Raw genomic sequence first — 26,458 nt, forward strand, 5'->3', positions numbered from 1 at the left:
AGACGCCGGGCGGCCGCGGGGTGCCGTGCCCGTCAGACGGGCGCGAGGAACGTGAGCTGCGAGCCGTCCTCCACGATCAGCGGCCCGAGCGCCGCGTTGAACGCGGCCCCGTAGTCCGCCCCGATGTGCGCCTGGAACGCGGCCTCGTCGCGGTAGACCTCGTGCACGACGAACCGCGCCGGATCCTCCACCCGCCGGTAGGGCGCGAAGACGACATTCCCGGGCTCGGCGCGCACGCGCTCGGCGAGCTCCGCGATCATGCGCGCCACCTGCTCCTCGTTCCCGGGCAGCGCCGTGAACTCCGCGGAGAGGACCGTGGCCGTCATGCCGTCGCCGCGCCCGTCATGATCGCGACGGCGTCCGTCATCGAGTGCGACTGCGGCGTGATCGTGGCGGCCTTCTTGCCGAGCCGCTGGATGTGGATCCGGTCGGCGACCTCGAACACCTGCGGCATGTTGTGGCTGATGAGGATCACCGGGATGCCGCGGTCGCGCAGGTTCCGCACGAGCTCCAGCACCTGGTTCGACTCGCGCACGCCGAGCGCCGCGGTGGGCTCGTCGAGCACCACGACCTTCGACCCGAACGCCGCGGCGCGCGCCACGGCGACGGCCTGCCGCTGCCCGCCGGACAGGTTCTCGACGGGCACGGTCACGTCCTGCAGCGTCGAGATGCCGAGCTCGGTCAGCTCCGCCTTGGCATCGCGGCGCATGCCGGCCGTGTCGAGCATGCGGAAGACGGATCCGAGGATCCCCTTCTTCCGCTTCTCCCGCCCGAGGTAGAGGTTCGACGCCACGTCGAGAGCGGGCGAGACGGCGAGGTTCTGGTACACCGTCTCGATCCCCGCGGCCCGGGCGTCCTGCGGCCGCTTGAACGACACCGGCTTGCCGTCGAGGAACAGCTCGCCCTCGTCGGGCGTCTCCGCGCCCGTGAGGCACTTGATGAGCGTCGACTTGCCGGCGCCGTTGTCGCCGATGATCGCGAGCACCTCGCCGGGGTAGAGCTCGAGGCTGACGCCGTCGAGTCCGACCACCCGGCCGAAGGTCTTCACGAGCCGCTTCGCCTCGAGCACGGGCGCGCGGGTCGGGGCGGGGGCGCTCCCCGCGGGGTCGGTGAGGGTCACTTGCGCACCTTTCGGATCCACTGGTCGACGGAGACCGCCACGATGATGAGGACTCCCACGGCGAGGGTCTGGTACAGCACGTCCAGCCCCGCGAGCGAGAGCCCGTTGCGGAACACGCCGACGATGAGCGCGCCGAGGAGCGTGCCCCAGACGGTGCCGCGGCCGCCGAAGAGGCTGGTCCCGCCGATGACCACCGCGGTGATCGAGTCGAGGTTGAGGTCGGCGCCGGCGTTCGGGCTGGCGGCGTTGCTGCGGCCGATCTGGATCCACGCGCCGAACGCGAGGATCGCCCCGGCCGCGAGGTACACGCTCATGAGCACCCGGTTGACGCTGATGCCCGCGAGGCGCGCGGCCTCCTTGTCGTCGCCGACCGCGTACACGTGCCGGCCCCAGGCCGTCTTGCCGAGGATGAACGCGACGACGACGTACAGCACGAGCATGAGCACCACGCCGAAGCTGATCTTCACGCCGGCGAGGTCGAACGTGCGCCCGGTCCACGAGAGCGCGGACGGCATGTCCACGCCGCGGACGGTCGCGCCGTTGGAGTAGAGGAGCGTGAGCGCCACGAAGATGTTCAGCGTCCCGAGCGTGACGATGAACGGGGGGAGCCGCAGCCGCGTCACGAGCAGTCCGTTGAACGCGCCGGCCGCGAGGCCCACGACGAGCCCGGCGACCAGCGCGGCGGGCGCCGGCAGGCCGTTCTGGCTGGCGGTCTGCGCGATCACCATCGAGGTGAGCACCATGACCGCGCCCACCGACAGGTCGATGCCCGCGGTGAGGATGATCAGCGTCTGCGCCACCGCGAGCGTGCCGACCACGGCGACCTGCTGCGTCACGAGCGACAGGTTGGCGGGATCGAGGAAGCGGTCGTTGAGCAGGCCGAACACGATGATCGCGAGGACCAGCACGACGGCGGGGCTGACGGCGGGGTAGCGGTGGAGCACCCCGCGGATCCGGTCGACGGGCGAGCGCCGGTCGAGGAACTCGTTCGCGAGGTCGAGCGCCGAGGTCGGCGGGTTCGGGTCGGTGGTCCGCTGGCTCACGGTCACTCGCCCCAGCACTTCGTCGCGGCGTCGTCGGACGTGATGCTGTCGAGGCCGTCGACGGGGGTGTCGGTGACGAGCGCGGATCCGGTGTCGAAGAAGTCGAGCCCGGCGCTCGTGGCCGGCTTCGTGCCGTCCTTCGCGAGCTGGGCGATGGCCTCGACGCCGAGCTGCGCCATCTTCACCGGGTACTGCTGCGCGGTGGCGCCGATGACGCCCTCCTTGACGTTCTTCACGCCCGCGCAGCCGCCGTCGACCGAGACGAGGATCACGTCCTTCTCCTTGCCGGCCGCCTGGAGCGCCTGGTACGCGCCGAACGCGGCGGGCTCGTTGATCGTGTAGACGACGTTGACGTCGGGGTCCTTCGACAGCAGCGTCTCCATGGCCGTGCGGCCGCCGTCCTCGGCGCCCTGCGTGGCCTCGTTGCCGACGATCTCGTAGGAGCCGCCGCTGTAGTCGCCGGTCTTCGCCTCGTCGCCGTTCTTCGCCTTGTCGCCGACGTCGATGCCCATGCCGGTGAGGAAGCCCTGGTCGCGGTTGTAGTCGACCGAGACGGCCTTGTCGTCGTACAGGTCGAGGAGGGCGATGGTCGCCTTCTTGCCGTCGAGCTGCGCCGCGGCCCACTTGCCGATGGCCTCGCCCGCCGCGAAGTTGTCGGTGGCGAACGTGATGTCGACGGAGTCGGCCGGGTCGGGCGCGGTGTCGAGCGCGATGACGAAGAGGCCGGCGTCGCGGGCCTTCTGGATCGCGTCGACCACGGACGGGCCGTTCGGGGTGATGAGGATGCCCTTGTCGCCCTTGGAGATGGCGTTCTCGATGGCCTGGATCTGGGTGTCCTCGTCGCCGTCCTCCTTGCCGGCGGCGAGCGTGAGGTCGATGCCGGCGGACGTCGCTGCGTCCTTCGCGCCGTCCTCCATCGCGACGAAGAACGGGTTGGTGGTCGTCTTCACGATGAGCGAGACGCCGACGTCTCCGGAGCCGCCGCTGTCGCCGGATCCGGAGCCGCCGCTGGAGCTGGAGCAGGCGGTGAGCCCGGCGGCGGCGATGAGGGCCGCGGAGCCGAGTGCGATGCTGCGCACGAGGCGCGGGGATCGGTTCGTCATTGATGGATCCTGTCCTTCGGGTGGGAGCGCACTCCCGACAACGTTGTCAGGGAGAGGTCTACCGGGTCCGACCCGCTATGGTCAACCCATACCGCAGAGAGCGAGACCCATTCGTGACACCGTTGTCATCACCGCCTGGTCCGGCGTCGGCCGCGCGCCGCCCCACGATGAAGCACGTGGCGCGGCTCGCCGGCGTCGGCATCAAGACCGTGTCGCGCGTCGTCAACGGCGAGGCCAACGTCTCCGCGGAGATGACCGCCCGGGTGCGGGCGGCCGTGGAGCAGCTGCAGTACCAGCCGGATCTGCACGCCGGCAACCTGCGCCGCGCCGACCGGCGCACCAACACGCTCGGCCTGCTCGTCGGCAGCGTCGCCAACCCGTTCTCGGGCGCCGTGCACCGCGCCGTGGAGGAGGTGGCGAAGGAGCGGCGCGTCGCCGTCTTCGCCTCGAGCCTCGACGACGACCCCGAGCGCGAGCGCTCCTCCGTCGACGCCTTCCTCGCCCGCCGGGTCGACGGGCTCATCCTCACGACCATCGCGCCCAGCCAGGCCTACCTCGGCGTCGCGGCATCGCGCGGCACGCCGCTGGTCTTCGTCGACCGCGTGCCCGCGGGGCTGGAGGCGGACTCGGTCATCGTCGACAACGCGGCCGGCATCTCGAGGGCCGTGGCGCACCTCGCCGACCAGGGGCACCGCCGCATCGCGTTCCTCGGCGACCGGCCGGAGATCTTCACGGCCCGGGAGCGCGAGCGCGGCTTCGTCGAGGAGATGACGCGGCGCGGGCTGCCGGTGCCGCCGGGGTACGCCCTCGAGGGCGCGTACGACGAGCGCGTGGCCGAGGCGCTCGCCGAGCGCCTGCTCGCCCTGCCCGAGCCGCCGACCGCGATCGTCAGCGGGCAGAACCTCATCACCATCGGCGTCATCGCGGCCCTCCGGCGGCACGGCGCCCACCGGTGCATCGCGCTCGTCGGCTTCGACGACCTGCCGATGGCCGAGCTGCTGGATCCGGCCGTCACCGTGATCGCGCAGGACCCCTCGGGCATCGGCCACGCCGCCGCCGAGCGCGTCTTCGCCCGGCTCGACGGCGACACCGGTCCCGCGCAGACCGTCGTCGTCCCCACCACGCTCATCGTCCGCGGCTCAGGAGAGGTCCCCCACCATGCATGACCAGCCCATCGTCGTCGTCGGCGACGCCCTCATCGACCTCATCCGCGAGGACGGCGAGGAGACCGCGTTCGTCGGCGGGGCCGCGCTCAACGTCGCCGTCGGCCTCGCGATCCTCGGGCACCGCGTGCAGCTCGTCGCGATGGTGGGCGACGACGCGCACGGCGACCGCATCCGCGCCGAGCTGGCCGCGCACGGGGTCGAGCTCATCGCCACCGTCGGGCCGTCGGGATCCTCCGTCGCGGTCAGCGAGCGCGAGGACGGCGAGCCGCGGTACTCCTTCAACGAGGCCGCGTGGAACCGGCGCGTCCGCATCGGCGAGGCGGAGCGCGCGGCGCTCGACGCGGCGTCGCTCGTGGTCGTGAGCTGCTTCCCGTACGACGACCACGAGCAGGCCGACGAGCTGCTGGCGGCCGTGCAGGATCCGCGAGAGCGCCTCCTCGTCGACCCGAACCCCCGTGCCGGCATGCTCCACGACGCCGGTCGGTTCCGCGCCGGGTTCGCGCGCGCGGCCGCCCGGTCGCTGCTCGTGAAGATCGGCGACGACGACACCGCGCTGCTCGGCCTGGGCGCGCTGGCCGACGCGCGGTCCGCGCTGCACGCGGCCGGCAGCCGACTCGTGCTCGCGACCGAGGGCCCGCGCGGCGCGTCCGTGCAGCTCGAGGGCGGCGAGGTCGTGGCGGCGGGCATCGCGCCGGATCCGCGGCCGATCGTCGACACCATGGGCGCCGGCGACGCGTGCCTCGCCGCCGCGGCCGACGCCATCGTGCGCCGGGGCGCGCCGCGCACGCCCGCGGAGGGCGAGGCGATGCTCCGCACCTGCATGGCGATCGCCGCGGCCACCTGTCGCGAGCACGGCGCGCTGCTGCGGATGCCGACGACCTGACGCGTCGCCGGTCGACGCGGGCGAGACCGCGTGCGCGGCCGCGGATCCGCCCCCGGCTCAGCGGGCGAGCGCGAGGGCCAGCGCGGCCAGGCCGGCGCACGCCGTGAGCGCCGCCACGAGCGCGGGGAGCGCGCCGCCGGGGAGCGCCGCGGTGCCGGGCCCGGCGGATCCCGCGGCGAGGATCCGGTGGACGCGGCGGTAGCGGCGGTGCGCGGTCGCGAGCACGGCCAGGGCGGCGATCACGCCGGCCGCGGCGACGACCAGGCCAGCGGATCCGAGGAGCGTCGGGAGCACGCGCAGCCCGAGCAGGGATCCGACGACGAGCGCCAGCGCCGTGCGCCGCCACGCGAGGGCCGTGCGCTCGGGCTGGAGGCCGGGGTCGGACGGGCGCTCGGCCGGATCCGGGGCGCTCACGCCGTCAGCACGCCCAGGAGCACGAGCACCCCGGCGACGACCACGGCGATCCCGAGCGGTAGCGACAGCGCGGCGGACGGCAGCGGGCGGTCCCGGCGGAGGGCGCGCTCGGTGTGCATCCAGCCGATCCACGCCTGGGCGGGCGAGGCGATGCCGGTGACGATCAGCGCGATCGAGGCCGCCAGCCGGAACCCGGGCTGCAACCCGAGCCCCAGCGCCTCGAGCGCTACACCGCCGGCGATCAGGGCGAGCGAGGTGCGGATCCAGGCGAGGAACGTGCGCTCGTTCGCGAGCGTGAACCGCACGTCGGGCTCGGCGCCCTCGCGGTAGACGCTCCGCGGGAAGCGGCGGTCGCTCGGCGGCGCGCCGCGGTCGGGGGCGGTCATGCGGCGGGATCCAGGGACCGGTCGGCCGGGGCGCGCGAGGGCATGCCGCCATCCTGGCCGACCGCGCCGACGGCCGCGCCGATCCGCGCCCGGTGCCGCCGCTCGATCGCCTGGCCCGCGTACGACGCGGCGACGATGAGCGCCGCGCCGCCCGCGCCGACCGGCCCGATCGCCTCCCCGGCCAGCACCACGCCCACCAGCAGCGCCCACACCGGCTCGGTGCCCATGAGGATGCTGGCCCGCGACGCCGACGTCCGCCGCACGGCCCAGAGCTGCACCGCGAACGCGAACAGCGAGCACAGCACCCCGAGGAAGAGGACGCCCGCCCAGCCCCGGGCGTCCAGCGCCGCTGCCGCCGCGGGCAGGTCGGGCCCTGCCATCGCGGAGAACAGGGCCGCGCACACGCCCATCTGCACGAGGACGACCCCGAGGGATCCCTCGCTCCGCCCGCGCGTGAGGCGCCCGCTCGCGGTGACGTGCACGGCCCGCACGACCGCCGCGGCGATCACCAGCCCGTCGCCCGGCGTCGGCGCGCGCAGCCCGCCCTCGGAGACGAGCAGCGCGACGCCCACCACGGCCGCGACCGCCGCGACGAAGTACGACCGCGGCAGCCACGAGCGCGACGCGGCGCCCTCGAGCACGGGCGTCATCACGAGCGCGAGGCTGATGAGGAGGCCGGCGTTGGTCGCGCTCGTCAGGTGCACGCCCCAGGTCTCCAGGCCGATGACCGCGGCCTGCGAGCAGCCGAGCGCCGCCGCGATGAGGAGGCCGCGACCCCGCGGCAGCCGCTCGCGCCGGGCGAGGCAGACCAGTCCGGTCGCGGCGAAAGCGACGAGGAAGCGCAGCGCGACGGCGGCGGGGACGCCCGTCTCCGCCGCGAGGTCCTTGGCCGCGAGGAAGCTCGCGCCCCAGACGGCCGCGACGGCCAGCAGCAGCAGGTCGACGACGGGCTCGGGGCGGGTGCGGGAGGCCATGCCCCCACTCTCCAGCGGTCGAACCGGAAGATCGACGGGCATCGTCTTCATCGATGCGTTAGACAGGGCTCATGGATCCCGCCCGCCTCCGACTGCTGCGCGAGCTCGGCGACCGGGGTAGCGTCGCGGCCGTCGCGGTCGCGATGAACGTGAGCGCGTCCGCCGTCTCGCAGCAGCTCGCCGCGCTGCAGGCCGGCGTCCCCGTGCCGCTGACCACCCGGCGCGGGCGGCGCCTGGCGCTCACGGAGGCCGGTGAGGCGCTCGCCGTGGCGTCGGTGCGCGTGGACGAGGCGCTCGCCGCGGCCCGGGACGCCGTCGGGTCGTTCCTCGCGTACGACGCCCGGGCGGTCCGCGTGTCCGCGTTCCACAGCGCCGGGCTCGCGCTCTTCGGGCCGCTGCTCGCCGAGCTGGCCCGGCTCGCCGGCCCGGAGGGATCCGCCGCGCGCGTCGGCGTCGCGCTCGCCGACGCCGACGTGGCACAGGGCGACTTCGCGGGCCTCACCGCGGATCACGACCTCGTCGTCGCGCACCGCCTCCCGCACGACCCGCCGTGGCCGACCGCCCGGATCGTGGTCGTGCCGCTCCTGGTGGAGCCGCTCGACATCGCCCTGCACGCGGGGCATCCGCTCGCCGCGTCCGCGGGCATCACGCCTTACGAGCTGCGCGACGAGCGGTGGATCTCCACGCACGCGGGCTTCCCGCTCGCGGGCGTGCTCGACCACCTCGGTGCGCTGAGCGGACGGGCGCCGCGCATCGTGCACCGCGTCAACGAGTTCTCGGTGGCGGCGCAGATCGTGCGGGCCGGCGACGCGATCGCCGTGATGCCGCGGACGACCGGCGCCCCGCTCGCGGTCGACGGGATGGTGCTGCGGCCGGTCGTCGGCGCGACGCTCGTGCGCCACGTCGACGTGCTCGCCCGGCCGGACGCGCTCGCGCAGGCGCCCGTCCGCGTGGTGCTGGCGGCGCTGCGGCGGGTGGCGGATGCCGCCGCGGAGGCCGCCGAGCGGGGCGGCGGGGCCTGAGGCGGGGCGGGCGCGCCGGCACTCGCATGCCCGCGGGCCCAGCCGTCAGCCGCCGATGCCCTCGAGCTCCGCGAGCGCGTCCTCGGGCAGCCGGATCCGCGCGCCCGCCACGTTCTCGCGCAGGTGCTCGACAGACGACGTGCCCGCGATGACGAGCACGTTCGGCGACCGCTGCAGCAGCCACGCGAGCGCGACCGGCAGCGGAGCCGAGCCGAGGTCGGACGCCACGCGCGCCAGCGCCTCCGACTGCAGCGGCGAGAACCCGCCGAGCGGGAAGTACGGCACGTAGGCGATGCCGTCGGCGGCCAGCTCGTCGATGAGCGCGTCGTCGTCCCGGCGGGCCAGGTTGTAGTGGTTCTGCACGCTCACGATCGGCGCGATCCCGCGGGCCTCGGCCACCTGCGCGGGTGTCACGTTGCTCACGCCGAGGTGCCGGATCAGCCCCTCCCTCTGCAGCTCGGCGAGGGCCGTGAACGGCTCCTCGATGGATCCGTCGGTGGGGCTGTCGAAGGCGCCGACGCGGAGGTTCACGACGTCGAGCACGTCGAGCGTCAGGTGCGTGAGGTTGTCGTAGACGGCCTGGCGGAGCTCGGCCGCGGAGAGCGCCTGCGGCCACCGGCCCTTCTCGTCGCGCAGGGATCCGACCTTGGTCACGATGTGCAGGCGCTCCGGGTAGGGGAACAGCGCCTCCTCGATGAGCGCGTTCGTGTGGCCGGGGCCGTAGAAGTCGGCCGTGTCGATGTGCGTGATCCCGAGCGCGACGGCCTCGCGCAGCACCGCGCGGGCGGCATCCGGATCCGCGGGCGGCCCGAACACGCGCGGCCCCGCGAGCTGCATGGCGCCGTAGCCGAAGCGCGTGACGGTGAGGTCGTGGGCGAGCGGGAAGAGCCCTCCGGGCAGGTCGGTTGACATGGCGATCCTCTCGGGTGGCGCGGCGGGTGGCGTGCGCCCACTCTCCCGCGGGCGGCGGCGCGCGCGGCCGCACTCGCAGGAGCCCGTGAGCGGATCGGCCCGAGAGCGGCCTAGGCGGAGGAGGCCGACCCCGACCCGGGCGCCGCCTGCGCCGCCGGATGCGCCCGCCGCGTCGCCAGCACGCGCGAGAACACGAGCACGAGCAGGCCGGCCGCGGGGATGAAGATCAGGCCGAAGCGGAGCGACGAGGCGTCCGCGATCGCGCCGACCACGGGCGGCGAGACGAGGAAGCCGAGCCGCAGCAGCCAGCCGACGATGGTGAGGCCGGTGCCGGGCTTGAAGCCGGGCAGCTCGTCGGCCGCCTGCATCGCGGCCGGGATGAGGGTCGCGACGCCGAAGCCCGCGACGCCGAACCCGACGATCGTGCCGACGACGCTCGGGAACGCGAGCGCCGCGCCCATGCCGACGAGCACGAGGACGCCGCCGAGGCGGGCGATGGCGCGCTGCCCGAAGCGGTCGACCATGCGGTCGCCGAGCATCCGGCCGATGAACTGCATGCCCTGCAGTGAGATGAAGCCGAGGCCCGCGACGAACGCCGACGAGCCGAGGTCGCGCGAGAGGTAGATGGCCGACCAGGTGCTGCCGGCGTCCTCGACGATGGCGCCGCCGGACGCGATGATCACGAGCGCGAGCAGCACGCCGTACTTCGCCACGAGGCCGAGCGCGCGCGGGGAGGCGGCGCGGGCGACGTCGCCCTCGGGATCCGGCGCGTGCGCGTGCGCGGCGCCGCCCTCGCCGGGCTCCGGCTCCGGTCCCTTCAGCAGCCACAGCAGCGAGACGACCGCGAACGCGCTGAACAGCACGGCCGAGATGGAGAGGTGCACGAGGAGCGGCAGCCGGATCTGCGCGGCGGCCGCGCCCATGAGCCCGCCCGCCACCGCGCCGATCGACCAGACCGCGTGGAACGAGTTGATGATCGACCGCCCGTACAGCCGCTGGACCCGGAGCGCGTGCGAGTTCTGCGCGACGTCGGTGATCGAGTCCATGGCGCCCGCGAGGAACAGGGCGCCCGCGAGCACGATCCAGGCGGGCGCGAGGCCGGCCAGCAGGATCCCGACGGAGGCGACGACGGTCGCGGCGACCGCCACGCGCGCCGACCGGTACCGGCGGATGAGCACGCCGGCCGCGAGCCCCGCGATGAGCGCGCCCAGCGGCGACGCGGCGGCCGCGGCCCCGAACTCGACGTTGGCGAGCCCGAGCTCGGCCTTGATCGACGGGTAGCGCGGCAGCAGGTTCGCGAAGATCGCGCCGTTGGTGAAGAAGAGGATGCCGACGGCGACGCGCGCGCGGCGGACGTCGCGGGGCGGGGCGGGCGTGCGCGACAGCGTCGGCGCGGACGGGGAGGGCATCGTCGGTCTCTCTCTGGCCGGGTGGCGCCGTGGCGCGAGGCGGGTCGGCGCCGGTTCCCCGGCTGCCGGAACCAGCCTAGGGTCGGCGGGACGCCAGCGGGGACGTGTCCTCGGTGATGTCCATGACCAGGTCCATCAGCGGCACGAGCCGGGCGCTCACCTCGTGGCCGAGCTCGGTGAGCCGGTAGTCGACCCGCGGCGGGATGGTGGGCTGCGCCTCGCGGAGGACGAGCCCGTCGTCCGCGAGGGTGCGCAGGGTGGAGGCGAGCATCTTCTCGCTGATGCCCTCGACCTCGCGCCGCAGCTCGCCCCAGCGGCGCGACCGCTCCCCGAGCGCGAGGAGCACGAGCACGCCCCACTTGCTCGTGATGTGGTCGAGCAGCGTGCGCGACGGGCAGTTCGCGGGGTAGCGGCCCTCGGTCACGCCGGGTCGGTCGCGCGTCACCCGGAAGCTCATCTGCGTCATGATGACCAACTTACCGGAAAGTGGGTACCTCCCTGTGGGAAGGTACTCGGCGACGGAGTCGTTGACCCCGACGTACCGCTCCTCCCGACTCGAAAGGCATCCCATGACCATCGTCGTCACCGCCGCCACCGGCCGCCTCGGATCGCGCATCGTCGCGTCCCTCCTCGCCCGCGGCGCCGCCGCCTCCGACGTGCTCGCCACCGCGCGCCGCCCCGAGGCCCTCGCCGACCTCGCCGCGCAGGGCGTCCGCACCGCGCGCCTCGAGTACACCGACGCCGACAGCGTCGCCGCCGCGATCCAGCCCGGCGACACCCTCGTGCTCGTCTCGGGCAGCGAGGTCGGCCAGCGCGTGCCGCAGCACACCACCGTCATCGAGGCCGCGAAGGCCGCGGGCGTCGGCCGGATCCTCTACACGAGCGTCCTCCGCGCCTCCACCACCGAGCTCTTCATCGCGGGCGAGCACAAGGCCACCGAGGAGGTGCTCGCCGCGTCCGGCGTCCCCGTCACGCTCCTCCGCAACGGCTGGTACACCGAGAACTACGCCGGCACGGTCGACTCCGTGAAGCAGTCCGGCGCGCTCCTCACGAGCGCCGGCGACGGCCGCGTCGCCAGCGCCACCATCGCCGACTTCGCCGAGGCCACCGCGGTCGCGGCCCTCGACGACTCGCTCGCCGGGCAGACCCTCGAGCTCGCGGGCGACGAGCGCTGGACCCAGGACGACCTCGCCCGGGCGATCTCCGGCATCCTCGGCCAGCCCGTCCCCGTCTCGCAGGTCACGGGCGAGGAGCACGCGCGCATCCTCGGCGAGGCGGGCCTCGACGAGGGCACCGTCGGCTTCGTCGTCGGCCTCGACGCCGCCACGCGCGCCGGCCAGCTCGACGACGAGACCGGCGACCTCGCGCGCCTCCTCGGCCGTCCCACCACGTCGCTCGCCGAGGGCCTCCGCCAGGCGGTCGCGGGCGCCTGATCCCACGGATCCGCGCCCGAGGCGGATCCGCACATGACGACGGCCCGTCCCCTCGCGGGGGCGGGCCGTCGTCGTGCGCGCGGCCTCAGCCCAGCGCGTCCCGCATCCGCCGGATCTCATCGGGCCCGACCCGGCAGCACCCGCCGACGAGCGACGCGCCCGCGTGGATCCACGCGTCGACGGACGGCAGCGCCGGGTCGCCGCCCCAGGCGCGCGCCACGGCGTCCCAGCGCTCGCCGGAGTTCGGGTAGACGACCACCGGCCGGTCGGTGACGCTGCGGGCCGCGGCGATCGCGGCCGGCACCTCCTCGGGGTGCGCGCAGTTGATCCCCACGGCCACGACCTCGTCGGCCTCCTCCGCGAGCCGGAAGCCCTCGGCCATCGGCTCGCCCGAGCGCAGCCGCCCGTCGGCGACCGTGAAGGCGAGCCAGGCGGACGCGCCCGAGCCGCGCGCGAGGTCCACGAGCGCCAGGCCCTCGTCGAGGCTCGGGATGGTCTCGCAGGCGAGGAGGTCGGCGCCCGCGTCGGCGAGCACGGCGAAGCGCGGGGCGTGCCAGCGGCGGAGCTCCGCGCGGGTGAGGCCGCTGGACCCCGCGTACTCGGAGCCGTCGCCGAGCGTCGCGCCGTGGGGGCCGACGGACGCGGCGATCCACCGGTCGCGCGGACCGCCCGCGTCCTCGCGATCCTCGCGCGCGACCTCGTCCCGCGCCTCGGCCGCGAGCCGCACGCTCGCCCGCAGCAGCGCCTCGGTCTCCGCGGCGCCCAACCCGCGCGCCGCGAACGCCGCGAAGCCCACCTGGTACGACGCCGTGATCGCGACATCCGCCCCGGCGCGGAAGAACTCGGCGTGCGCCGCCCGCACCGCGTCCGGCTCGTCGGCGAGCACGCGCGCGCTCCACAGCGGATCCGACAGGTCGTGCCCGCGCGCCTCCAGCAGCGTGCCGAGGCCGCCGTCGAGCACCAGCGGGCGTTCGGAGAGCGGGAGGGGCCGGGCCATGCGCACATCCTGCCGGAGCCCGGCGTCGGATCCGCGGTCCGAGACGCCCCGCGACATCGGCCGTCCGCCGAGCGCCCACCCGCCCGCGCGGCGCCGGAGTCCCGGGTACCGTGGACGCGACGGTGGGAGTCCCGATGAAGGATGACGACGACGTCGACCTGGTGATCGACGCGTGGGGTGCGGCCATGCCCGACGTCGACTTCGCGCCGCTCGACGTGGTGTCGAGGCTCCGGCGCCTGCTGCCGCAGATGCAGCGGATCCGCGAGGGCGCGTTCGCCGCCGAGGGCCTCACGACGAGCGAGTTCGAGTTCCTCTCGGTCCTGCGCCAGCAGGGCGACGCGGGCCTCACGCGCGCCGGCCTCGCCGAGCGGCTCGGCACCGACACCGGCAGCCTCGTGCACCGGGTGAACCGGCTGACCGCGCGCTCCTTCATCACGCGCGAGGAGGATCCGGCGGGCGGCCGGAGCCGGCTCGTGGTGCTCACGCCGTTCGGCATCGAGCGCGTCGACCGGGCCATGCGCCGCCTCGTCGCCGACGAGGACGAGGTGCTCGCCGACCTCAGCCGCGAGCAGATCGCGACGCTCATCGACAGCCTGCGCGTCATCGCGCGGACGACCGAGCGGGTCCGCGCGCGCCGCTCCTGACCCGACGGCCGATCCGTCCGGGTCGCGCGGAGGTGCGCCGGAGCACGATGGATCCATGGCCGACACGACATCCACCCCGCCCGCCGTCCTCTTCGACATCGACGAGACCCTCATCCACACGGGCGGCTCCGGCGCCCGCAGCTGGGCGATGGCCTTCCGCGACCTGCACGACGTCGAGGCCGACATCGGCGAGCACTCGTCGGCGGGGGAGACGGATCCGCAGGTCGGCACCGCGACGTTCCGCGCCGTGATGGGCCGCGACCCCGAGCCCGCCGAGCTCGCCCGCCTCTACGCCTCCTACCTCCGCCACCTCGCCGACGACATCCGCGTCTCCGAGGGCTACCGCGTGCTCGACGGCGCCGAGGCGCTGCTCGACCGGCTCGCCGACGCGGGCGTCGTGCTCGGCGTCGTCTCCGGCGCGATGGAGGGCGCGGCCCGCACCAAGATGGAGCCCGCCCGCCTCGGACGGTTCTTCGTGTTCGGCGCGTACGGATCCGACTCGCCCGACCGCGTCGACGTCGTCCGCCGGGCGATCGCGACGGCAGGCACCCTCCGCGGCTCGGCGCCCGCGCGCGCGGAGGTGCTCGTCGTCGGCGACACCCCGAACGACATCACCTCCGCGCACGACGCGGGCGCGACCGCGGTGGGCGTCGCGAGCGGCCACTACTCGGCCGACGAGCTCCGCGACGCGGGCGCCGACCTCGTGCTCGAGTCCCTCGAGGACCCGGCGCTGGAGCGGCTGCTCGGGCTCTGATCGACGGGCGTCGCGATGCCGCCCCGTCGCGCGAGCTGCACCACGGCGACGGCCAGGAGCGCGATCTCCGCGAGGTCGCGCAGGGTGATCACCGCGACCATCGCGGGCACCGCGTCGGTGAGCAGCAGGTAGCCGTACGGGTAGACGACCTGCGTGAGCGCGGCCGTCACGAGGCCCAGGCGGGCCGCGAGCACCGTGCCGCGGGAGCGGCGGTCGTGCACGAGCATCACGACGATCGGCACCGCGAACCACGAGACGTACTGCGGCGACCCGACCTTGTTCGTGACGATGAGCGCGGCCACGAGCGCGAGCGACAGCGGCCCGATCAGGGCGGCGGGCGCGGTGCCGCGGCGGGCGGCGCGGATCCCGAGCAGGGTCACGGCGAGGACCGCGACGACCATCACGGGCGTCATCGCGGCCGCGACCGCGTCGACGCCCGGCCCGGCGACCTGGAACGCGATGATGCGCGGGTCGTCGTAGACCCGGTACCGGTCGTCGCCGAGCGCGATCCGCCAGAGGTGGTACAGCGCGGCGCTCGACTCCACCTGGAGGCCGCGCCCCGCCTGCTGGCCCACGAAGCCGAGGACGTTCGCGCCGCTGCCGAGGGCGAGGGATCCGGCTACGACGACGGCCGTGGTGCCGAGGGCGGTCGCGAGGACGGTGAGGCGGGCGGCGCCGCGGCGGGCGATCACGGCCGTGACGAGCAGCGCCGCCGGCCACACCTTCACCCACGCCCCGACGGTGAGGAGGGCGGAGGCGAGGGCCGGGCGGGTCGCGAGCACGAGCAGTCCCGCCAGCGCGAGGGGGACCGTGACGGCGTCGATGCGGCCGAGCGCGATCGGCCCCAGAGCCACGAGGAAGCCGAGCCACCACGCGGCGGGCGCCAGGCCGCGGCCGCGACGGGAGCGCAGGAGCAGCGCGAACGCCGCGGCGTCGAGGAGCGTGATCAGCCCGAGCCACACCGTGCCGAAGAACGCGGTGCCGCCCGCGAGCGCGACGAGCATGGGGGCGGCCGCGAGCACGGGGTACACCCACGGCACGTCGATGCCCATGCGGCCGTCCCCCGCCATGCCGTCCTGCATCCAGGTGCGGTAGATCCCGGTCACGTCGCCGAGCGCGGAGGTCGGCCCGAAGAGGTTCAGCGTGATGAGCCAGAGGTGGCAGAGCGCGAACGCCAGCCACAGCCGCTGGATGCGCTGCGCGCGCTCGCGCGACGGCTCGTCGGCGCGGGCTGCGGTGTCGGCGGTCGCCGGGCCGCGTCCGCTCGGGGCGCCGGGGGCGTGCATGTCGGGTGGATCTCCTGGGCTCGGGTGTCGAGGGCGGCGGCCGGGCGGGCCGGTCGGCGGCCGCCCGCGGTGCCGTCGCCGCAGCGCGATGCTAGGCCACCCGCGCGACGCGGGCCCGTGAGCGGCCAGTCGCTCCCCGTCAGTCGGTGCCGCGGAGCCGCGCGACCGTGTGCATCACGTGGTACACGACGATCGCCGCGATGGTCCCGAGCGCGATGCCGTTGAACGAGACCGTGCCGAGCGTGAAGGTGAAGGGCGCGATGGCGACGATGAGCGCGGTCGCGGCCGTGAGCTGGTTGACGGGCTTCGCGAAGTCCACCCTGTTGTCGAGCCAGATCTTCACGCCGATGATCCCGATGAGCCCGTAGAGCGCGGTCGTCACGCCGCCGAGCACGCCCGCCGGGATCGTGTTGATGACGGCGCCGACCTTGGGCGAGAGGCCGAGCAGCACGGCGAACCCGCCGGCCACCCAGTAGGCGGCGGTCGAGTAGACGCGGGTGGCGGCCATCACGCCGATGTTCTCGCCGTAGGTCGTGGTGCCGGATCCGCCGCCGAGGCCCGCGAGCACGGTCGCCAGGCCGTCGGCGAGGAGCGCGCGCCCGGTCAGCTTGTTCACGCTCCCGTCGGTCATCTGCGCGACGCCGCGGATGTGTCCCACGTTCTCGGCCACGAGCACGAGCACCACGGGCAGGAACGCGGGCAGCAGCGCCCAGAACTGCGGCGTGATCTCGGGCGCGTGGAACTCGGGCAGCCCGATCCACGCGGCCGACCCGACCGCCTGGAAGTCGATCTCCTGGCGGATCGCGGCCACGACGTACCCGACGACCACGCCCAGCACGATGGAGAGCCGGCCGAGGATCCCGCGGAACAGCACGGTCGAGAGGATCACCGCGGCGAGCGTGATGGTCGCCGTCACGGGCGCCTGCACGAAGTTGTCGCGCGACGCGGAGGCGAGGTTGAAGCCGATGAGCGCCACGATCGCGCCGGCCACCACGGGCGGCAGCAGCGCGTCGATCCAGCCGGTGCCCGTGAGCTGCACGATGCCGCCGACGATCGCGAGCATCACGCCGACCGCCACGATGCCCGCGAGCGCCGCGCCGATGCCGCCGCCGCCCGACGCCGTCGCCGCGTTGGCCGCGGTGATCGGCGCGATGAACGCGAAGGACGAGCCGAGGTAGCTGGGGAGCCGGTTCCTGGTGATCAGGAGGAAGAGGATCGTGCCGATCCCGGAGAAGAACAGCGTGGTCGTGGGCGGGAAGCCCGTGAGCACGGGCACGAGGAAGGTCGCGCCGAACATCGCGACGACGTGCTGCATCCCGAGCCCGATGGTGCGCGGCCAGGTGAGGCGCTCGCCGGGGCCGACGACCGCGGAGGCGTCCACCGCCTTGCCGTCGCCGTGGAGGGTCCAGATCTGTCGGGCCATGATCGCCTGCTTCCGCGCGGGTGTGTGGGGAGACGCCCCGATCCGCGAGCGTAGCGACGCCGTGTTGCGGCGGCGTTTCCGGGGTGGATCCGCGCGCTCAGCTCCGGCGGACGACCACGGCGTTGGCGATGGCCCACACGACGGCGAGCGCGAGCGTCTGCGCCCAGACGTACCAGTGGATGTCGCCCTGCAGCGTGGTCACGACGAACGCGACGACCGAGATGATCAGCGCCGCGACGCCGACCACGGCGAAGCCCTGCTGCGCGAGGCGGCCGTCCCGCTCGTCGCGGTACTCGAGGCCGTTGATGCGGGTCACGTCGCTGGCGCCGGGCCGTGCCGCGTGCAGAGCGCCACCGATCCCGATCACGCCCATGAAGGCGAGCACCAGGGCGGAGGGGAGGTGCCCGGTGAGGAGCGCGATCAGCGCGCCGGCCAGGAACACGGAGACCAGCAGCGCGTTCACGCGGGAGATCCCGCGGCGTTCAGTCCTCTTCGACATGGAAGACCTCCTCGACGGTCCGGTGGAAGAAGCGCGCCGTCTTCACGGCGAGCGCGAGCGACGGGTCGTAGCGGCCCGTCTCGATGGCGTTGATCGTCTGGCGGGAGACCCCGAGCGCGTCGGCGAGGGACTGCTGCGAGAGGCCGGCCGCCGTCCGGAGCCCCCTCACCTCGCTGCGCATGGATGACAAGCTAGCTTGACACCCGAAGCGGTGTCAAGCGTGCTTGTCATCGCGGCGGGCGGGCCCCCGGCGGCGCCCCGGCGAACGCGCCTAGGCTCGACCCCATGAGCGCCGAGACACCTCCGACCGGGATCCGCACCGACGAGCTGGACGCGGGGGTGCGCCCGCAGGACGACCTCTACCTCCACGTGAACGGGCGCTGGCTCGACCGCACCGAGATCCCCGACGACAAGGCCCGCTGGGGCTCGTTCCACCAGCTCGCCGAGGCGGCCGAGGACGCCGTGCGCGTGATCATCGAGGAGGCCGTCGACGCCGAGCCCGGCACCGAGGAGCGCAAGACCGGCGACCTCTTCACGAGCTTCATGGACGAGGAGCGCGTCGAGCGCCTCGGTGTCGAGCCCATCCGCGACCAGCTGGACGCGGCCGCGGCCGTCACCGACGTGCCGTCCTTCCTGCGCAGGCTCGGGACCCTCGAGCAGACCAACGTGAGCGGCCTGCTCGGCCTCTTCGTCGACAACGACCCTGGCGACCCCGAGCGCTACGTCGTGCAGATCGACCAGGGCGGCATCGGCCTCCCCGACGAGAGCTACTACCGCGAGGAGGGCCACGCCGCCATCCGCGACGCCTACCGCGCCTTCGTCGAGCGCATGCTCGGCCTCGCGGAGCTGGACGACCCCGCGGGCCGCGCCGACCGGATCCTCGACCTCGAGACCCGCATCGCCGCCGCCCACTGGGACAACGTCCGCACGCGCGACAGCCAGGCCACCTACAACCTCGTCACCTGGGCCGAGCTCCGCGAGCTCGTCGCGAAGGCGGCCGGCGCCGACCTCGACGTCTGGCGCGACGCCCTCGACGCGCCCGCCGCGGCGCTCGACGAGGTCGTGCTGCGCGAGCCGAGCTTCGCCGAGGGCCTCGGCGCGCTGCTGACCGATGGCGAGATCCCCGCGCTCCGCGACTGGCTCACCTGGCAGGTCATCCGCTCGAACGCGGCGCTGCTGCCGAAGGCGTTCTCCGAGGCGTCCTTCGGCTTCTACGGCCGCACGCTCACGGGCGCGCCCGAGCAGCGCGTGCGGTGGAAGCGCGGCGTCTCGCTCGTCGAGGGCGCCATGGGCGAGGCCATCGGCCGGATCTACGTCGACCGTCACTTCAGCCGCACGGCCAAGGCCGAGATGGACGTGCTCGTCGGCCACCTCGTCGAGGCGTACCGCCAGTCCATCTCCGGCCTCGAGTGGATGACCGCGGAGACCCGCGGCCGGGCGCTGGAGAAGCTCGAGAAGTTCACCCCGAAGATCGGCTTCCCGGACAGGTGGCGCGACTACTCGGCGCTCGAGATCGACCCGACGGACCTCGTCGGCAACGTGCGCGCGACCGCCCGGTTCGAGACGCGTCGCGAGCTCGCCAAGATCGGCGCCCCGCTGGACCGCGACGAGTGGTTCATGACGCCGCAGACCATCAACGCGTACTACAACCCGGGCTTCAACGAGATCGTGTTCCCGGCCGCGATCCTGCAGTTCCCGTTCTTCGACGAGGCGCGCGACCCGGCCGCGAACTACGGCGCGATCGGCGCGGTCATCGGCCACGAGATCGGCCACGGCTTCGACGACCAGGGCTCGCGCTACGACGGCGACGGCCGCCTCACCGACTGGTGGACCCCCGCCGACCGCGCCGCGTTCGAGGAGCGGACGGCGTCGCTGATCCAGCAGTACGACGCCCTCGTGCCGGCGCAGCTCACGGCCGACGACGCCCCGCACGTGAACGGCGCGCTCACGATCGGCGAGAACATCGGCGACCTCGGCGGCCTCTCCATCGCGTGGAAGGCGTACCTCCTCTCGCTCGAGGGCGCGGAGCCGCCGGTCGTCGACGGGCTCACGGGCGCCGAGCGCTTCTTCCTCTCCTGGGCGCAGGCCTGGCAGCAGAAGGGCCGCGACGCCGAGGTGATGCGGCTGCTCGCCATCGACCCGCACGCGCCGAACGAGTTCCGCTGCAACCAGATCGTCCGCAACATCGACGCGTTCTACGCGACGTTCGACGTGCAGCCCGGCGACGGCCTCTGGCTCGACGAGGAGGCCCGCGTCACCATCTGGTGACGCGCGGCGCGATGGCCGCCGCCGGCGAGGATCCGCGACACCGCCCCCGGCACACCGGGGGCGGGCCCGCGCGCCACGCGGGGCAGGAGCCGAGCGGCGGCTTCCGCCCCGCGTTCCGCGCGCTCGGCGGCCTCGCCCTCGACGGGATGCGGGTCGCGGCCCGCGCCACCGACCTCGACTCGGGCGACGTCGTGCTCGCCGTCGACGACCACGTCTCCCTGCCCGCGGCCGGCCTCGGCCGCGTGCTCCTCCTCGTCGAGCTGTCCGCGCGCATGACGGGCGGCGACCTCTCGCCGCTGCACCTCGTGGACCGGCGGCCGGACGACGAGGGCGGCACCGCCGGCCTCTGGCGCCACCTCGTCGTGCCGTCGCTGCCCGTCACGGATCTCGCGTCGCTCGTCGGCGCGACGGGCGACGCGGCCGCCACCAACGCGCTCCTCGGCCTCGTCGGCCTCGACGCCGTCCGCACGCGCGCCGAGTCGCTCGGCCTCCGCCGCACGGCGCTCCTCGACGTGGCGCGCGGCACCCGCGGGCCGGACGACGCCCCGCAGCTCTCCGTCGGATCCGCCCGCGAGCTCGCGTCGCTCTTCGCCTCGCTCGTGCACGGCGAGGTGGTCGACGAGGAGACGAGCACGCGCGTGGTCGGCTGGCTCGCGCTCAACACCGACCGCTCGATGGTCGCCGCCTCCTTCGGCCTCGACGCGCCGGTGGGACGCGGCGGCGAGCACGGCATGGCGCTCGTCGACTGCACGGGCGTCGACGCGGGCGTGCGGGCCGAGGCGGGCGTGCTCCGCGGGCCGCGCGGCGCGGTCGCCTACGCCGTCATGGTCCACTTCGACGACGCCGACCTCCGCGCCCGCCTCGCCGTCCGCGACGGCCTGGGCGTGGTCGGGCTCGACCTGCTGGAGCACGTGCACTGAGCCGCGCGGATCCGCCGCCCTGCGGTCGTGGATCCGCCCGGGCGTAGAGTCGGTTGTCGCCCGCCACCCCTCCCGGGCGACGGAGGAGACCCCCACGATGACCGGCATGAACCCCGCCACGGCCAAGCGCCTCGCCCGCGACGACGTGGCGCCGATGTACGCGGAGGTGGACGCGGCCATCGCGCGCGCCGAGATCCCGGGCACCCCGGAGTGGCAGGAGAAGGTCCGCGGCCGCATCGTCATGGTGCGCCACGGCCAGACCGAGTGGAGCGTCAACGGACGCCACACCGGCACGACCGACATCCCCCTCACCGCCACCGGCGAGGAGCAGGCGCGCGCGGTCGGCGGCGTGCTCGCGGGCACCGAGTTCGGCCTCGTGCTCGCCAGCCCCCGCTCGCGCGCCCAGCGCACCGCCGAGCTCATCGGCTACGGCGACCAGGCCGAGGTCGACGACCGCCTGGTCGAGTTCGACTACGGCGCGTACGAGGGCCGCACCACGGCCGACATCCAGTCCGAGCGCGGCCACTGGGACCTCTGGACCGACGGCGTGCCCGCGGGCGACACCCCGGGCGAGACGTCCGGCCAGGTCCGCGCCCGCGTCCTCGAGGTGCTGGATCGGGTGCTGCCCGTGCTCGAGTCCGGCCAGGACGTGCTCCTCGTCGCGCACGCCCACGTGATCCGCGCGCTCGCCGTCGCCTGGGTCGGCCTGCCCGCGGAGGCCGGCGGGATCCTCACGCTCTCGACCTCCACGCTCAGCGAGCTCGGCTTCGAGCACGGCCGCCACGCGATCATGCGCTGGAACTGCCCCGCGGACGGCTGGGCGCCGTCACCCGTGGGCGGCAGCCGGTAGCGCCGCGGTCGCCGGGCGCCGTCGTCACGCAGGGCGGCGCGTAGGATCGCCCCTCGTGGCACAGAAGAAGAAGCGCACCCGCACGGCCCCGTCGTCCTCCGCCCGCGCCCGACAGGGATCGCCCGCGAGGGCCCGCTCCGGGAACCCGGCGAAGGTGCGGAAGGCCACCGCGCGCGACTGGATCTCCGGCGCCCGCATCCGCACCCTCCCGCTCGCCGTCGCCCCCGTCGCGATCGGCGCGGGAGCGGCCCGCGCGCTCGGCCCCGACGAGGGCGTCTCCCTCGGCCTCGCGCTCCTCTGCCTCGCCGTCGCGGTGCTGCTGCAGATCGGCGTGAACTACGCCAACGACTACTCCGACGGCGTCCGCGGCACCGACGACGTGCGCGTCGGCCCCGCCCGCCTCACGGGATCCGGCGCCGCGAAGCCGCGCACCGTGCTCACCGTGGCGCTCGCGTTCTTCGGCCTCGCTGCGGTCGCGGGCCTCGCGATCGTGCTGATCACCGGCCATTGGTGGCTGCTCGCGGTCGGCGCCGTCGCCATCGTCGCGGCCTACTTCTACACGGGTGGCAAGCGCCCCTACGGCTACGCGGGACTGGGCGATGTGGTCGTCTTCGTCTTCTTCGGCCTGGTCGCCACCGCGGGCACGCAGTTCATCCTCATCGGCATGATCACGGGCGAGGGCTGGCTGGGCGGCGTCGCGGCGGGCGGCTTCGCGTGCGCGGTGCTCATGGTCAACAACATCCGCGACATCGAGCAGGACGGCAAGGTCGGCAAGCGCACGCTCGCGGTGCGGCTCGGCCCGCGCGGCTCGCGGATCGTCTACTGCGTCGAGATCGCCATCGCCTACGGGGTCGTGGTCTTCTTCATGCTCTTCTACCCGAAGGCGCTGCTCGTGCTGTTCACGCTCGTGCTGGCGCTGCCGGCCGCGATCATCGCCTGCACCGGCCGCACCCCCAAGGAGCTCATCCTCTCGCTCCAGCTCACGAGCATGGCGGCGCTCACCTTCGGCCTGGGCCTCGGGGCGGCGTTCGCGTTCTGAGCCCGGTGGATCCCGCGCTCGTCCGCGCGCTCGCGGCCGACCACGAGACGTGGGTGACCGACGACCCGCGGCTGCTCGCGCTGCGGCAGCGGTCGGGCGGCAGGCGCCGCGCGGTGCTCGTGGTCGACGCGGCGCTCGACGCGTGGTGGGCGGAGCGGTCCGCGGCGGATCCCGAGGGGTCGGCCGCCGCGCTCGCGACCGGGGTGACGCGGGCCATGGCGGAGACGCGAGCGGGGGAGCGGTACGTCGTGCTCGACGACGGTCGCCTCCGCCCGTCGACGCGCACGACGACGCCCGCGGTGCGCGACACGGTTCCGTCGGCGGGCGCCCGGTGGGTCGCTTACGTGCCGATCGAGCGCGACGGATCCGCGGACCCGGCCTGACGCGCGCGGCTCAGCTGCGCTCGGCCTCGCCGTCGGCGCGCGGGGCGGAGGCGGCGGTGTCCGGGGTGCCGGCACCGGGCGTGCCCGTGGCGGCGGTGGCGACGTCCGCGGATCCGGCCGCGCGGGCCCGGCGCTCGGCGGCGTCGATCGCCGCGTCCTCGGAGTCGTCGTCCTCGACGGGCGCCTTGCGGCCGGCCGCGATGGCCGCGAGGTCCGCGGCCATGGCCTCGCGCTGGCGGCGCAGGAAGATGTAGGACCCGCAGAACGACACCACCGCGCCGATGACCGCGGCGAGCGGCCAGAAGTCCGGGCTCACGGCGACCACCAGCCCGAACGGGACGGCGAACAGGAGGATGCGGACGACGGTGTAGACGAGCCAGTAGCGACGGGAACTCACCGGGTCAGCATAGGTCGGTCGCCTGGGCGGGCCCGCCGCCTGTCCGGGCCGCCGCCGCCCAGCCGGGGCCCGGCCGGCGCCCTCTTCCCGCTCGCTGGACGCCCGGCGTCCTCCCCGGTTGCGGAGCTACCATCGGGAGATGCCCCGCCTGCTGATCGGTCTCGCCGTCGTGATCGTGTTCTTCACGGTCTTCGTCATCGTGGACACCTCCCTGACGCCGCGGACCCGCATGCGCGGCCTCCCCAAGCCGGCGTGGATCGCGGTGGTCGTCCTGGTGCCCGTCATCGGCGGCGTCCTCTGGCTCACCATCGGCAAGGACCGCACCGACCTCGCCCGCGCGTCCGGCCGCCGCCTCGGCCCGGACGACGACCCCGACTTCCTCTCCGGCCTCGGCCGCACCCGGTCGGAGGAGGAGCGGATCCGGCGCCTCGAGCAGGAGCTCGCCGACCTCGACAGCGACGGCACGGGTCCGGACGACCCGCAGGAGCCGGGCCCCACGGGCGGCCCGACCCGGCCGAACCGCGACGACGACGACCGCGCGCCGGGCCGCCGGGACGCCTGACCGCCGGTGACCACGACAGACTCCCGCCCCGCCCAGCCCCCCATCACCTCGCCCCGCACGGGCAACCCGTCCACGGATCGCGCGCTCGCGATGCTCCTGGCGCTCGTCGCCGAGGGCGTCACAGACGTCGTCCTGTGCCCCGGATCCCGCTCCCAGGCCCTCGCGCTCGTCGCCGCCGAGCTGGAGCGCGTCGACGGCGTGCGCCTGCACGTCCGCATCGACGAGCGCGCCGCCGGCTTCCTCGCGCTCGGCCTGGGCGTCGAGTCCGGTCGTCCGGCGCCCGTCATCACGACCTCCGGCACGGCCGTCGCGAACCTGCACCCGGCCGTGCTCGAGGGCTGGCACTCGGGCGTCCCGATGCTGCTGATCACGGGCGACCGCCCGGCGGAGCTCCGCGGCATCGCCAGCAACCAGACCACCCGGCAGCCCGGGATGTTCGGCGACCGGGTCGTCGTCGTCGACGTGCCGGCGCCCGAGGAGACCGACGACGACCTGGCGCGCGACGCGGGTCTCGCCCGGGACGCGTACCGCCGGGCCCGCGACGAGCGGACGCCCGTGCACGTGAACGTGGCGTTCCGGGATCCGCTGTCCGTCGCGGTGCCGGACCTGACAGAGGCCGTCGCGGAGGCGCGCGCCGCCGCCGCCGATGATGCCGCCGCCGCACCTGAGCCCGTCGCCGACGTCCTCGCCCTGCCGCACGGCCCGCGCACCCTCGTCGTCGCCGGGCATGCCGCGGGCGAGGCCGCGGAGGAGCTCGCGCGCGCCGGCGGCTGGCCGCTCGCGGCCGAGATCTCCAGCGGATCCCACTTCGGCCCGAACCTCGTCGTCTCCTTCCGCGAGCTGCTCGCCCGCCCGGGCTTCGGCGACCGCGTGGAGCGCGTCGTCGTGTTCGGCCACCCCACCCTCACCCGCGAGGTGCCGCTGCTCGTGGGGCGCGACGACGTGGAGGCCGTCGTCGTCGGATCCACCGGCGGCGAGGACTACGACCCGCGCCACCGCGTCACCGCGCATCCGGCGGCCGTGCGCGTGGTCGGCGAGCCCGCGGATCCCGCCGAGGCCCGGCGCTGGCTCGGCACGTGGGTGCAGGCGAGCCGCGCGATCCTCGACGAGGCGACCGCCGCGGAGTCCGCGCCGCTCCTGCCCTCCGGCACCACGCCCGCCGAGCGCCGCGAGTTCGCGCGCGCCGAGCTCGCCGCCGTGCGCGCCGACGTCACCCGCCGCCACCTCGTGCGCGCGCTCTGGCAGGCCACCTGGCCGCACGACCGGCTCGTGCTCGGGGCGTCGCGCCTCATCCGCGAGGCCGACCGGGCGCTCCCCGGCAAGCGCGTGCGCGTGCACGCCAACCGCGGTCTCGCGGGCATCGACGGCACGATCTCCACCGGCCTCGGCATCGCGCTCGCGTCGCAGGCGGGACCCGTGAGCGCGGCCGCCGGGATCACGCGCGTGCTCGTCGGCGACCTCACGCTCCTGCACGACGTCGGCTCGCTGCTCCTCGGCACGGGCGAGCGCGTGCCGCGGATCCAGGTCATCGTGGGCAACGACGGCGGCGGCACCATCTTCGACGGGCTCGAGGTCGCGAGCACCGCCGCGCCCGCCGCCATCGACCGCGTCATGTTCACGCCCCAGCGGGTGGATCTCGCGAGCCTCGCGAAGGCCTACGGCTGGGCGTACCTGCGCGCCGCGACCCACGGCCAGCTGGAGGCGGCGCTCACCACCGCGTCCGAGGCGCCGCTGCTCATCGAGGTGCCGCTGGTCCGGTAGCCGATCCGCCGGATCAGCCGCGTCAGGCGACCGGGCCGGGGCTCACGCCGGGATCGCGCCGCGCCACGAGCGCAGCGCCTCGCGCTCGGAGCCCGTGAGGTCGGCCGCGTCGAAGAGCGCGTCGAGGTCGATCCCCGCCATCGCCTCCCGGAACGCCCGCTCGCTCGTGGTGCCGCGCTCGGCGAGGAACGCCTCGATCGCCGGCTCCATGTCGGGCTGGCCGGAGTTCGCCGACCGCTCGGGGCCGCGGCGGATGCTCTCCAGGTAGTCGTCGACGATGTCGTCCGGCTCGGCGCCCACCGCGAGGAGCAGGAGCAGCGCGACGAGGCCCGTGCGGTCGCGTCCGGCGCCGCAGTGGAAGAGGACGCCGCCCGCGGGGGCGTGGGCGATCGTCCGCAGCGCGGCGCCGGCCCGGTCCGGCAGCTCGGCGAGGTGCGGCAGGTAGTAGAGCGGCGTGCCGACGAGGCCGGTGTCCCAGTACGGCACCCAGAAGCCCGGGTGGTCGTCGAGGCCGTCGAGGTCGACGTGCGCGACGTCGATCCAGTCGGGGCGCGGGTGCGTGTCCCGGGCGCGCTCGCCGGGCTGGCGGAGGTCGAGCACCGTGCGGTAGCCGAGCTCGCGCAGCCGCTCCCATCCGGCGTCGGTGATGAGGTCGGCGTCCTCGCTGCGGGCGAGCGCTCCGGTCGGCGAGGTGCCGCCACCTCGGAGGCGGACGCCCCCGAGGTCGCGGGCGTTGACGAGGCCGTCGATCGAGAGGGTGCGGTCGGATGCGGTCATCGCCCGAGTCGACCACGCCGGCGAGCGGCCCCG

General features: G+C 74.9%; 30 protein-coding genes. 13 read left to right on the forward strand and 17 right to left on the reverse strand.

The window, feature by feature from the left end; genetic code table 11:
- Positions 1 to 32: 32 nt before the first annotated feature.
- Genes FGI33_RS13905 through FGI33_RS13920 form a run of 4 tightly spaced genes read right to left on the reverse strand, consistent with a single transcriptional unit; the run spans position 33 to position 3,266 of the window.
- Entirely contained in the window at positions 33 to 326 is a 294-nt protein-coding gene (locus FGI33_RS13905) for a putative quinol monooxygenase (protein ID WP_012039533.1), read from the reverse strand.
- On the reverse strand, positions 323 to 1,120 hold the full coding sequence (locus FGI33_RS13910; RefSeq protein WP_119434859.1) for an ATP-binding cassette domain-containing protein: 798 nt from the start codon (positions 1,118 to 1,120) through the stop codon (positions 323 to 325). The genes FGI33_RS13905 and FGI33_RS13910 overlap by 4 nt, the downstream gene beginning before the upstream one ends.
- Positions 1,117 to 2,163: an ABC transporter permease gene (locus FGI33_RS13915; protein ID WP_119434863.1), complete on the reverse strand. Its 1,047-nt coding sequence runs from the start codon at positions 2,161 to 2,163 to the stop codon at positions 1,117 to 1,119. Before FGI33_RS13915 ends, FGI33_RS13910 begins: the two co-directional genes overlap by 4 nt.
- 2 nt (positions 2,164 to 2,165) lie before the next feature.
- Positions 2,166 to 3,266 carry a substrate-binding domain-containing protein gene (locus tag FGI33_RS13920; RefSeq protein ID WP_119434860.1) on the reverse strand — a complete coding sequence of 367 codons (1,101 nt, stop codon included), beginning with the start codon at positions 3,264 to 3,266 and terminating at the stop codon, positions 2,166 to 2,168.
- A 113-nt stretch (positions 3,267 to 3,379) separates the two neighbouring features.
- On the opposite strand from FGI33_RS13920, the gene FGI33_RS13925 reads away from it, so the two are divergent.
- A complete protein-coding gene (locus tag FGI33_RS13925) occupies positions 3,380 to 4,432 on the forward strand; it encodes a LacI family DNA-binding transcriptional regulator (protein WP_119434861.1) in 1,053 nt (350 codons plus the stop codon).
- A complete protein-coding gene (locus FGI33_RS13930) occupies positions 4,425 to 5,315 on the forward strand; it encodes a carbohydrate kinase family protein (RefSeq protein WP_237582033.1) in 891 nt (296 codons plus the stop codon). The genes FGI33_RS13925 and FGI33_RS13930 overlap by 8 nt, the downstream gene beginning before the upstream one ends.
- A 57-nt stretch (positions 5,316 to 5,372) precedes the next feature.
- Here the strand turns inward: FGI33_RS13930 and FGI33_RS13935 are convergent, their stop codons facing one another.
- From FGI33_RS13935 to FGI33_RS13945, 3 genes are read right to left on the reverse strand one after another with little or no spacing between them, the layout of a single operon-like run.
- Positions 5,373 to 5,729 (reverse strand): DUF202 domain-containing protein, encoded by a 357-nt coding sequence (locus FGI33_RS13935; RefSeq protein WP_204585433.1) that lies wholly within the window; start codon positions 5,727 to 5,729, stop codon positions 5,373 to 5,375.
- The gene (locus FGI33_RS13940; protein WP_119435767.1) at positions 5,726 to 6,115 is read right to left on the reverse strand and encodes a YidH family protein; all 390 of its coding nucleotides are present in this window, start codon (positions 6,113 to 6,115) and stop codon (positions 5,726 to 5,728) included. Before FGI33_RS13940 ends, FGI33_RS13935 begins: the two co-directional genes overlap by 4 nt.
- Complete coding sequence (locus FGI33_RS13945) at positions 6,112 to 7,089, reverse strand: DMT family transporter (RefSeq protein WP_237582034.1); 978 nt, start codon at positions 7,087 to 7,089, stop codon at positions 6,112 to 6,114. Before FGI33_RS13945 ends, FGI33_RS13940 begins: the two co-directional genes overlap by 4 nt.
- A gap of 71 nt (positions 7,090 to 7,160) precedes the next feature.
- Here FGI33_RS13945 and FGI33_RS13950 point away from each other — a divergent pair, with 71 nt between their 5' ends.
- Complete coding sequence (locus tag FGI33_RS13950; protein WP_237582035.1) at positions 7,161 to 8,111, forward strand: LysR substrate-binding domain-containing protein; 951 nt, start codon at positions 7,161 to 7,163, stop codon at positions 8,109 to 8,111.
- 45 nt (positions 8,112 to 8,156) lie between these two features.
- On the opposite strand, the gene FGI33_RS13955 is transcribed toward FGI33_RS13950, so the two are convergent.
- The 3 genes from FGI33_RS13955 to FGI33_RS13965 form a co-directional block, all read right to left on the reverse strand.
- A complete protein-coding gene (locus FGI33_RS13955; protein WP_119435518.1) occupies positions 8,157 to 9,023 on the reverse strand; it encodes an aldo/keto reductase family oxidoreductase in 867 nt (288 codons plus the stop codon).
- 110 nt (positions 9,024 to 9,133) lie between these two features.
- Entirely contained in the window at positions 9,134 to 10,432 is a 1,299-nt protein-coding gene (locus tag FGI33_RS13960) for an MFS transporter (protein ID WP_237582036.1), read from the reverse strand.
- A 76-nt stretch (positions 10,433 to 10,508) separates the two neighbouring features.
- Positions 10,509 to 10,889, reverse strand: coding sequence for a winged helix-turn-helix transcriptional regulator (locus tag FGI33_RS13965; RefSeq protein ID WP_086521908.1), 381 nt, complete (start codon positions 10,887 to 10,889; stop codon positions 10,509 to 10,511).
- Positions 10,890 to 11,001: 112 nt separating this feature from the next.
- On the opposite strand from FGI33_RS13965, the gene FGI33_RS13970 reads away from it, so the two are divergent.
- Positions 11,002 to 11,865 (forward strand): SDR family oxidoreductase, encoded by an 864-nt coding sequence (locus FGI33_RS13970; protein ID WP_237582037.1) that lies wholly within the window; start codon positions 11,002 to 11,004, stop codon positions 11,863 to 11,865.
- Positions 11,866 to 11,950: 85 nt separating this feature from the next.
- Here the strand turns inward: FGI33_RS13970 and mmuM are convergent, their stop codons facing one another.
- Positions 11,951 to 12,862, reverse strand: coding sequence for a homocysteine S-methyltransferase (gene mmuM / locus FGI33_RS13975; RefSeq protein ID WP_237582038.1), 912 nt, complete (start codon positions 12,860 to 12,862; stop codon positions 11,951 to 11,953).
- Positions 12,863 to 12,996: 134 nt separating this feature from the next.
- On the opposite strand from mmuM, the gene FGI33_RS13980 reads away from it, so the two are divergent.
- Positions 12,997 to 13,506, forward strand: a complete 510-nt coding sequence (locus FGI33_RS13980) for a MarR family winged helix-turn-helix transcriptional regulator (protein WP_041464758.1) — start codon at positions 12,997 to 12,999, stop codon at positions 13,504 to 13,506.
- A 55-nt stretch (positions 13,507 to 13,561) separates the two neighbouring features.
- Positions 13,562 to 14,260, forward strand: a complete 699-nt coding sequence (locus tag FGI33_RS13985) for an HAD family hydrolase (protein WP_119435365.1) — start codon at positions 13,562 to 13,564, stop codon at positions 14,258 to 14,260.
- Here the strand turns inward: FGI33_RS13985 and FGI33_RS13990 are convergent.
- From FGI33_RS13990 to FGI33_RS14005, 4 genes are all read right to left on the reverse strand, one after another.
- Complete coding sequence (locus FGI33_RS13990; protein WP_119435364.1) at positions 14,170 to 15,546, reverse strand: glycosyltransferase 87 family protein; 1,377 nt, start codon at positions 15,544 to 15,546, stop codon at positions 14,170 to 14,172. The genes FGI33_RS13985 and FGI33_RS13990 overlap by 91 nt on opposite strands.
- Before the next feature lie 139 nt (positions 15,547 to 15,685).
- On the reverse strand, positions 15,686 to 16,969 hold the full coding sequence (locus tag FGI33_RS13995; RefSeq protein WP_119435044.1) for a uracil-xanthine permease family protein: 1,284 nt from the start codon (positions 16,967 to 16,969) through the stop codon (positions 15,686 to 15,688).
- A 97-nt stretch (positions 16,970 to 17,066) separates the two neighbouring features.
- On the reverse strand, positions 17,067 to 17,468 hold the full coding sequence (locus tag FGI33_RS14000; RefSeq protein ID WP_119435045.1) for a hypothetical protein: 402 nt from the start codon (positions 17,466 to 17,468) through the stop codon (positions 17,067 to 17,069).
- A complete protein-coding gene (locus FGI33_RS14005) occupies positions 17,452 to 17,649 on the reverse strand; it encodes a helix-turn-helix transcriptional regulator (RefSeq protein ID WP_119435046.1) in 198 nt (65 codons plus the stop codon). The genes FGI33_RS14000 and FGI33_RS14005 overlap by 17 nt, the downstream gene beginning before the upstream one ends.
- 104 nt (positions 17,650 to 17,753) lie before the next feature.
- On the opposite strand from FGI33_RS14005, the gene FGI33_RS14010 reads away from it, so the two are divergent.
- The 5 genes from FGI33_RS14010 to FGI33_RS14030 all read left to right on the forward strand — a co-directional run bounded on the left by FGI33_RS14010 (position 17,754) and on the right by FGI33_RS14030 (position 22,928).
- Entirely contained in the window at positions 17,754 to 19,736 is a 1,983-nt protein-coding gene (locus tag FGI33_RS14010; RefSeq protein ID WP_119435047.1) for a M13 family metallopeptidase, read from the forward strand.
- Between the two features lie 11 nt (positions 19,737 to 19,747).
- Positions 19,748 to 20,656 (forward strand): serine hydrolase, encoded by a 909-nt coding sequence (locus FGI33_RS14015; RefSeq protein ID WP_237582039.1) that lies wholly within the window; start codon positions 19,748 to 19,750, stop codon positions 20,654 to 20,656.
- A 106-nt stretch (positions 20,657 to 20,762) separates the two neighbouring features.
- Entirely contained in the window at positions 20,763 to 21,506 is a 744-nt protein-coding gene (locus tag FGI33_RS14020) for a histidine phosphatase family protein (protein WP_455580181.1), read from the forward strand.
- 55 nt (positions 21,507 to 21,561) lie between these two features.
- Positions 21,562 to 22,545, forward strand: a complete 984-nt coding sequence (locus FGI33_RS14025) for a 1,4-dihydroxy-2-naphthoate polyprenyltransferase (RefSeq protein WP_119435405.1) — start codon at positions 21,562 to 21,564, stop codon at positions 22,543 to 22,545.
- A gap of 5 nt (positions 22,546 to 22,550) precedes the next feature.
- Positions 22,551 to 22,928, forward strand: coding sequence for a hypothetical protein (locus FGI33_RS14030; RefSeq protein WP_237582040.1), 378 nt, complete (start codon positions 22,551 to 22,553; stop codon positions 22,926 to 22,928).
- 10 nt (positions 22,929 to 22,938) lie between these two features.
- Here the strand turns inward: FGI33_RS14030 and FGI33_RS14035 are convergent, their stop codons facing one another.
- Positions 22,939 to 23,325, reverse strand: coding sequence for a DUF4229 domain-containing protein (locus FGI33_RS14035; protein WP_204585447.1), 387 nt, complete (start codon positions 23,323 to 23,325; stop codon positions 22,939 to 22,941).
- A gap of 139 nt (positions 23,326 to 23,464) precedes the next feature.
- Between FGI33_RS14035 and FGI33_RS14040 the strand changes: the two genes are divergently transcribed.
- Positions 23,465 to 23,887 carry a PLD nuclease N-terminal domain-containing protein gene (locus FGI33_RS14040; RefSeq protein WP_119435555.1) on the forward strand — a complete coding sequence of 141 codons (423 nt, stop codon included), beginning with the start codon at positions 23,465 to 23,467 and terminating at the stop codon, positions 23,885 to 23,887.
- A gap of 6 nt (positions 23,888 to 23,893) precedes the next feature.
- Positions 23,894 to 25,648 (forward strand): 2-succinyl-5-enolpyruvyl-6-hydroxy-3-cyclohexene-1-carboxylic-acid synthase, encoded by a 1,755-nt coding sequence (gene menD, locus FGI33_RS14045; RefSeq protein WP_237582041.1) that lies wholly within the window; start codon positions 23,894 to 23,896, stop codon positions 25,646 to 25,648.
- A gap of 42 nt (positions 25,649 to 25,690) precedes the next feature.
- On the opposite strand, the gene FGI33_RS14050 is transcribed toward menD, so the two are convergent.
- Positions 25,691 to 26,425 (reverse strand): tyrosine-protein phosphatase, encoded by a 735-nt coding sequence (locus FGI33_RS14050; protein ID WP_119435550.1) that lies wholly within the window; start codon positions 26,423 to 26,425, stop codon positions 25,691 to 25,693.
- Between the last annotated feature and the right edge of the window lie 33 nt (positions 26,426 to 26,458).

The organism is Clavibacter phaseoli (assembly GCF_021922925.1).
GTDB lineage: Bacteria > Actinomycetota > Actinomycetes > Actinomycetales > Microbacteriaceae > Clavibacter > Clavibacter phaseoli.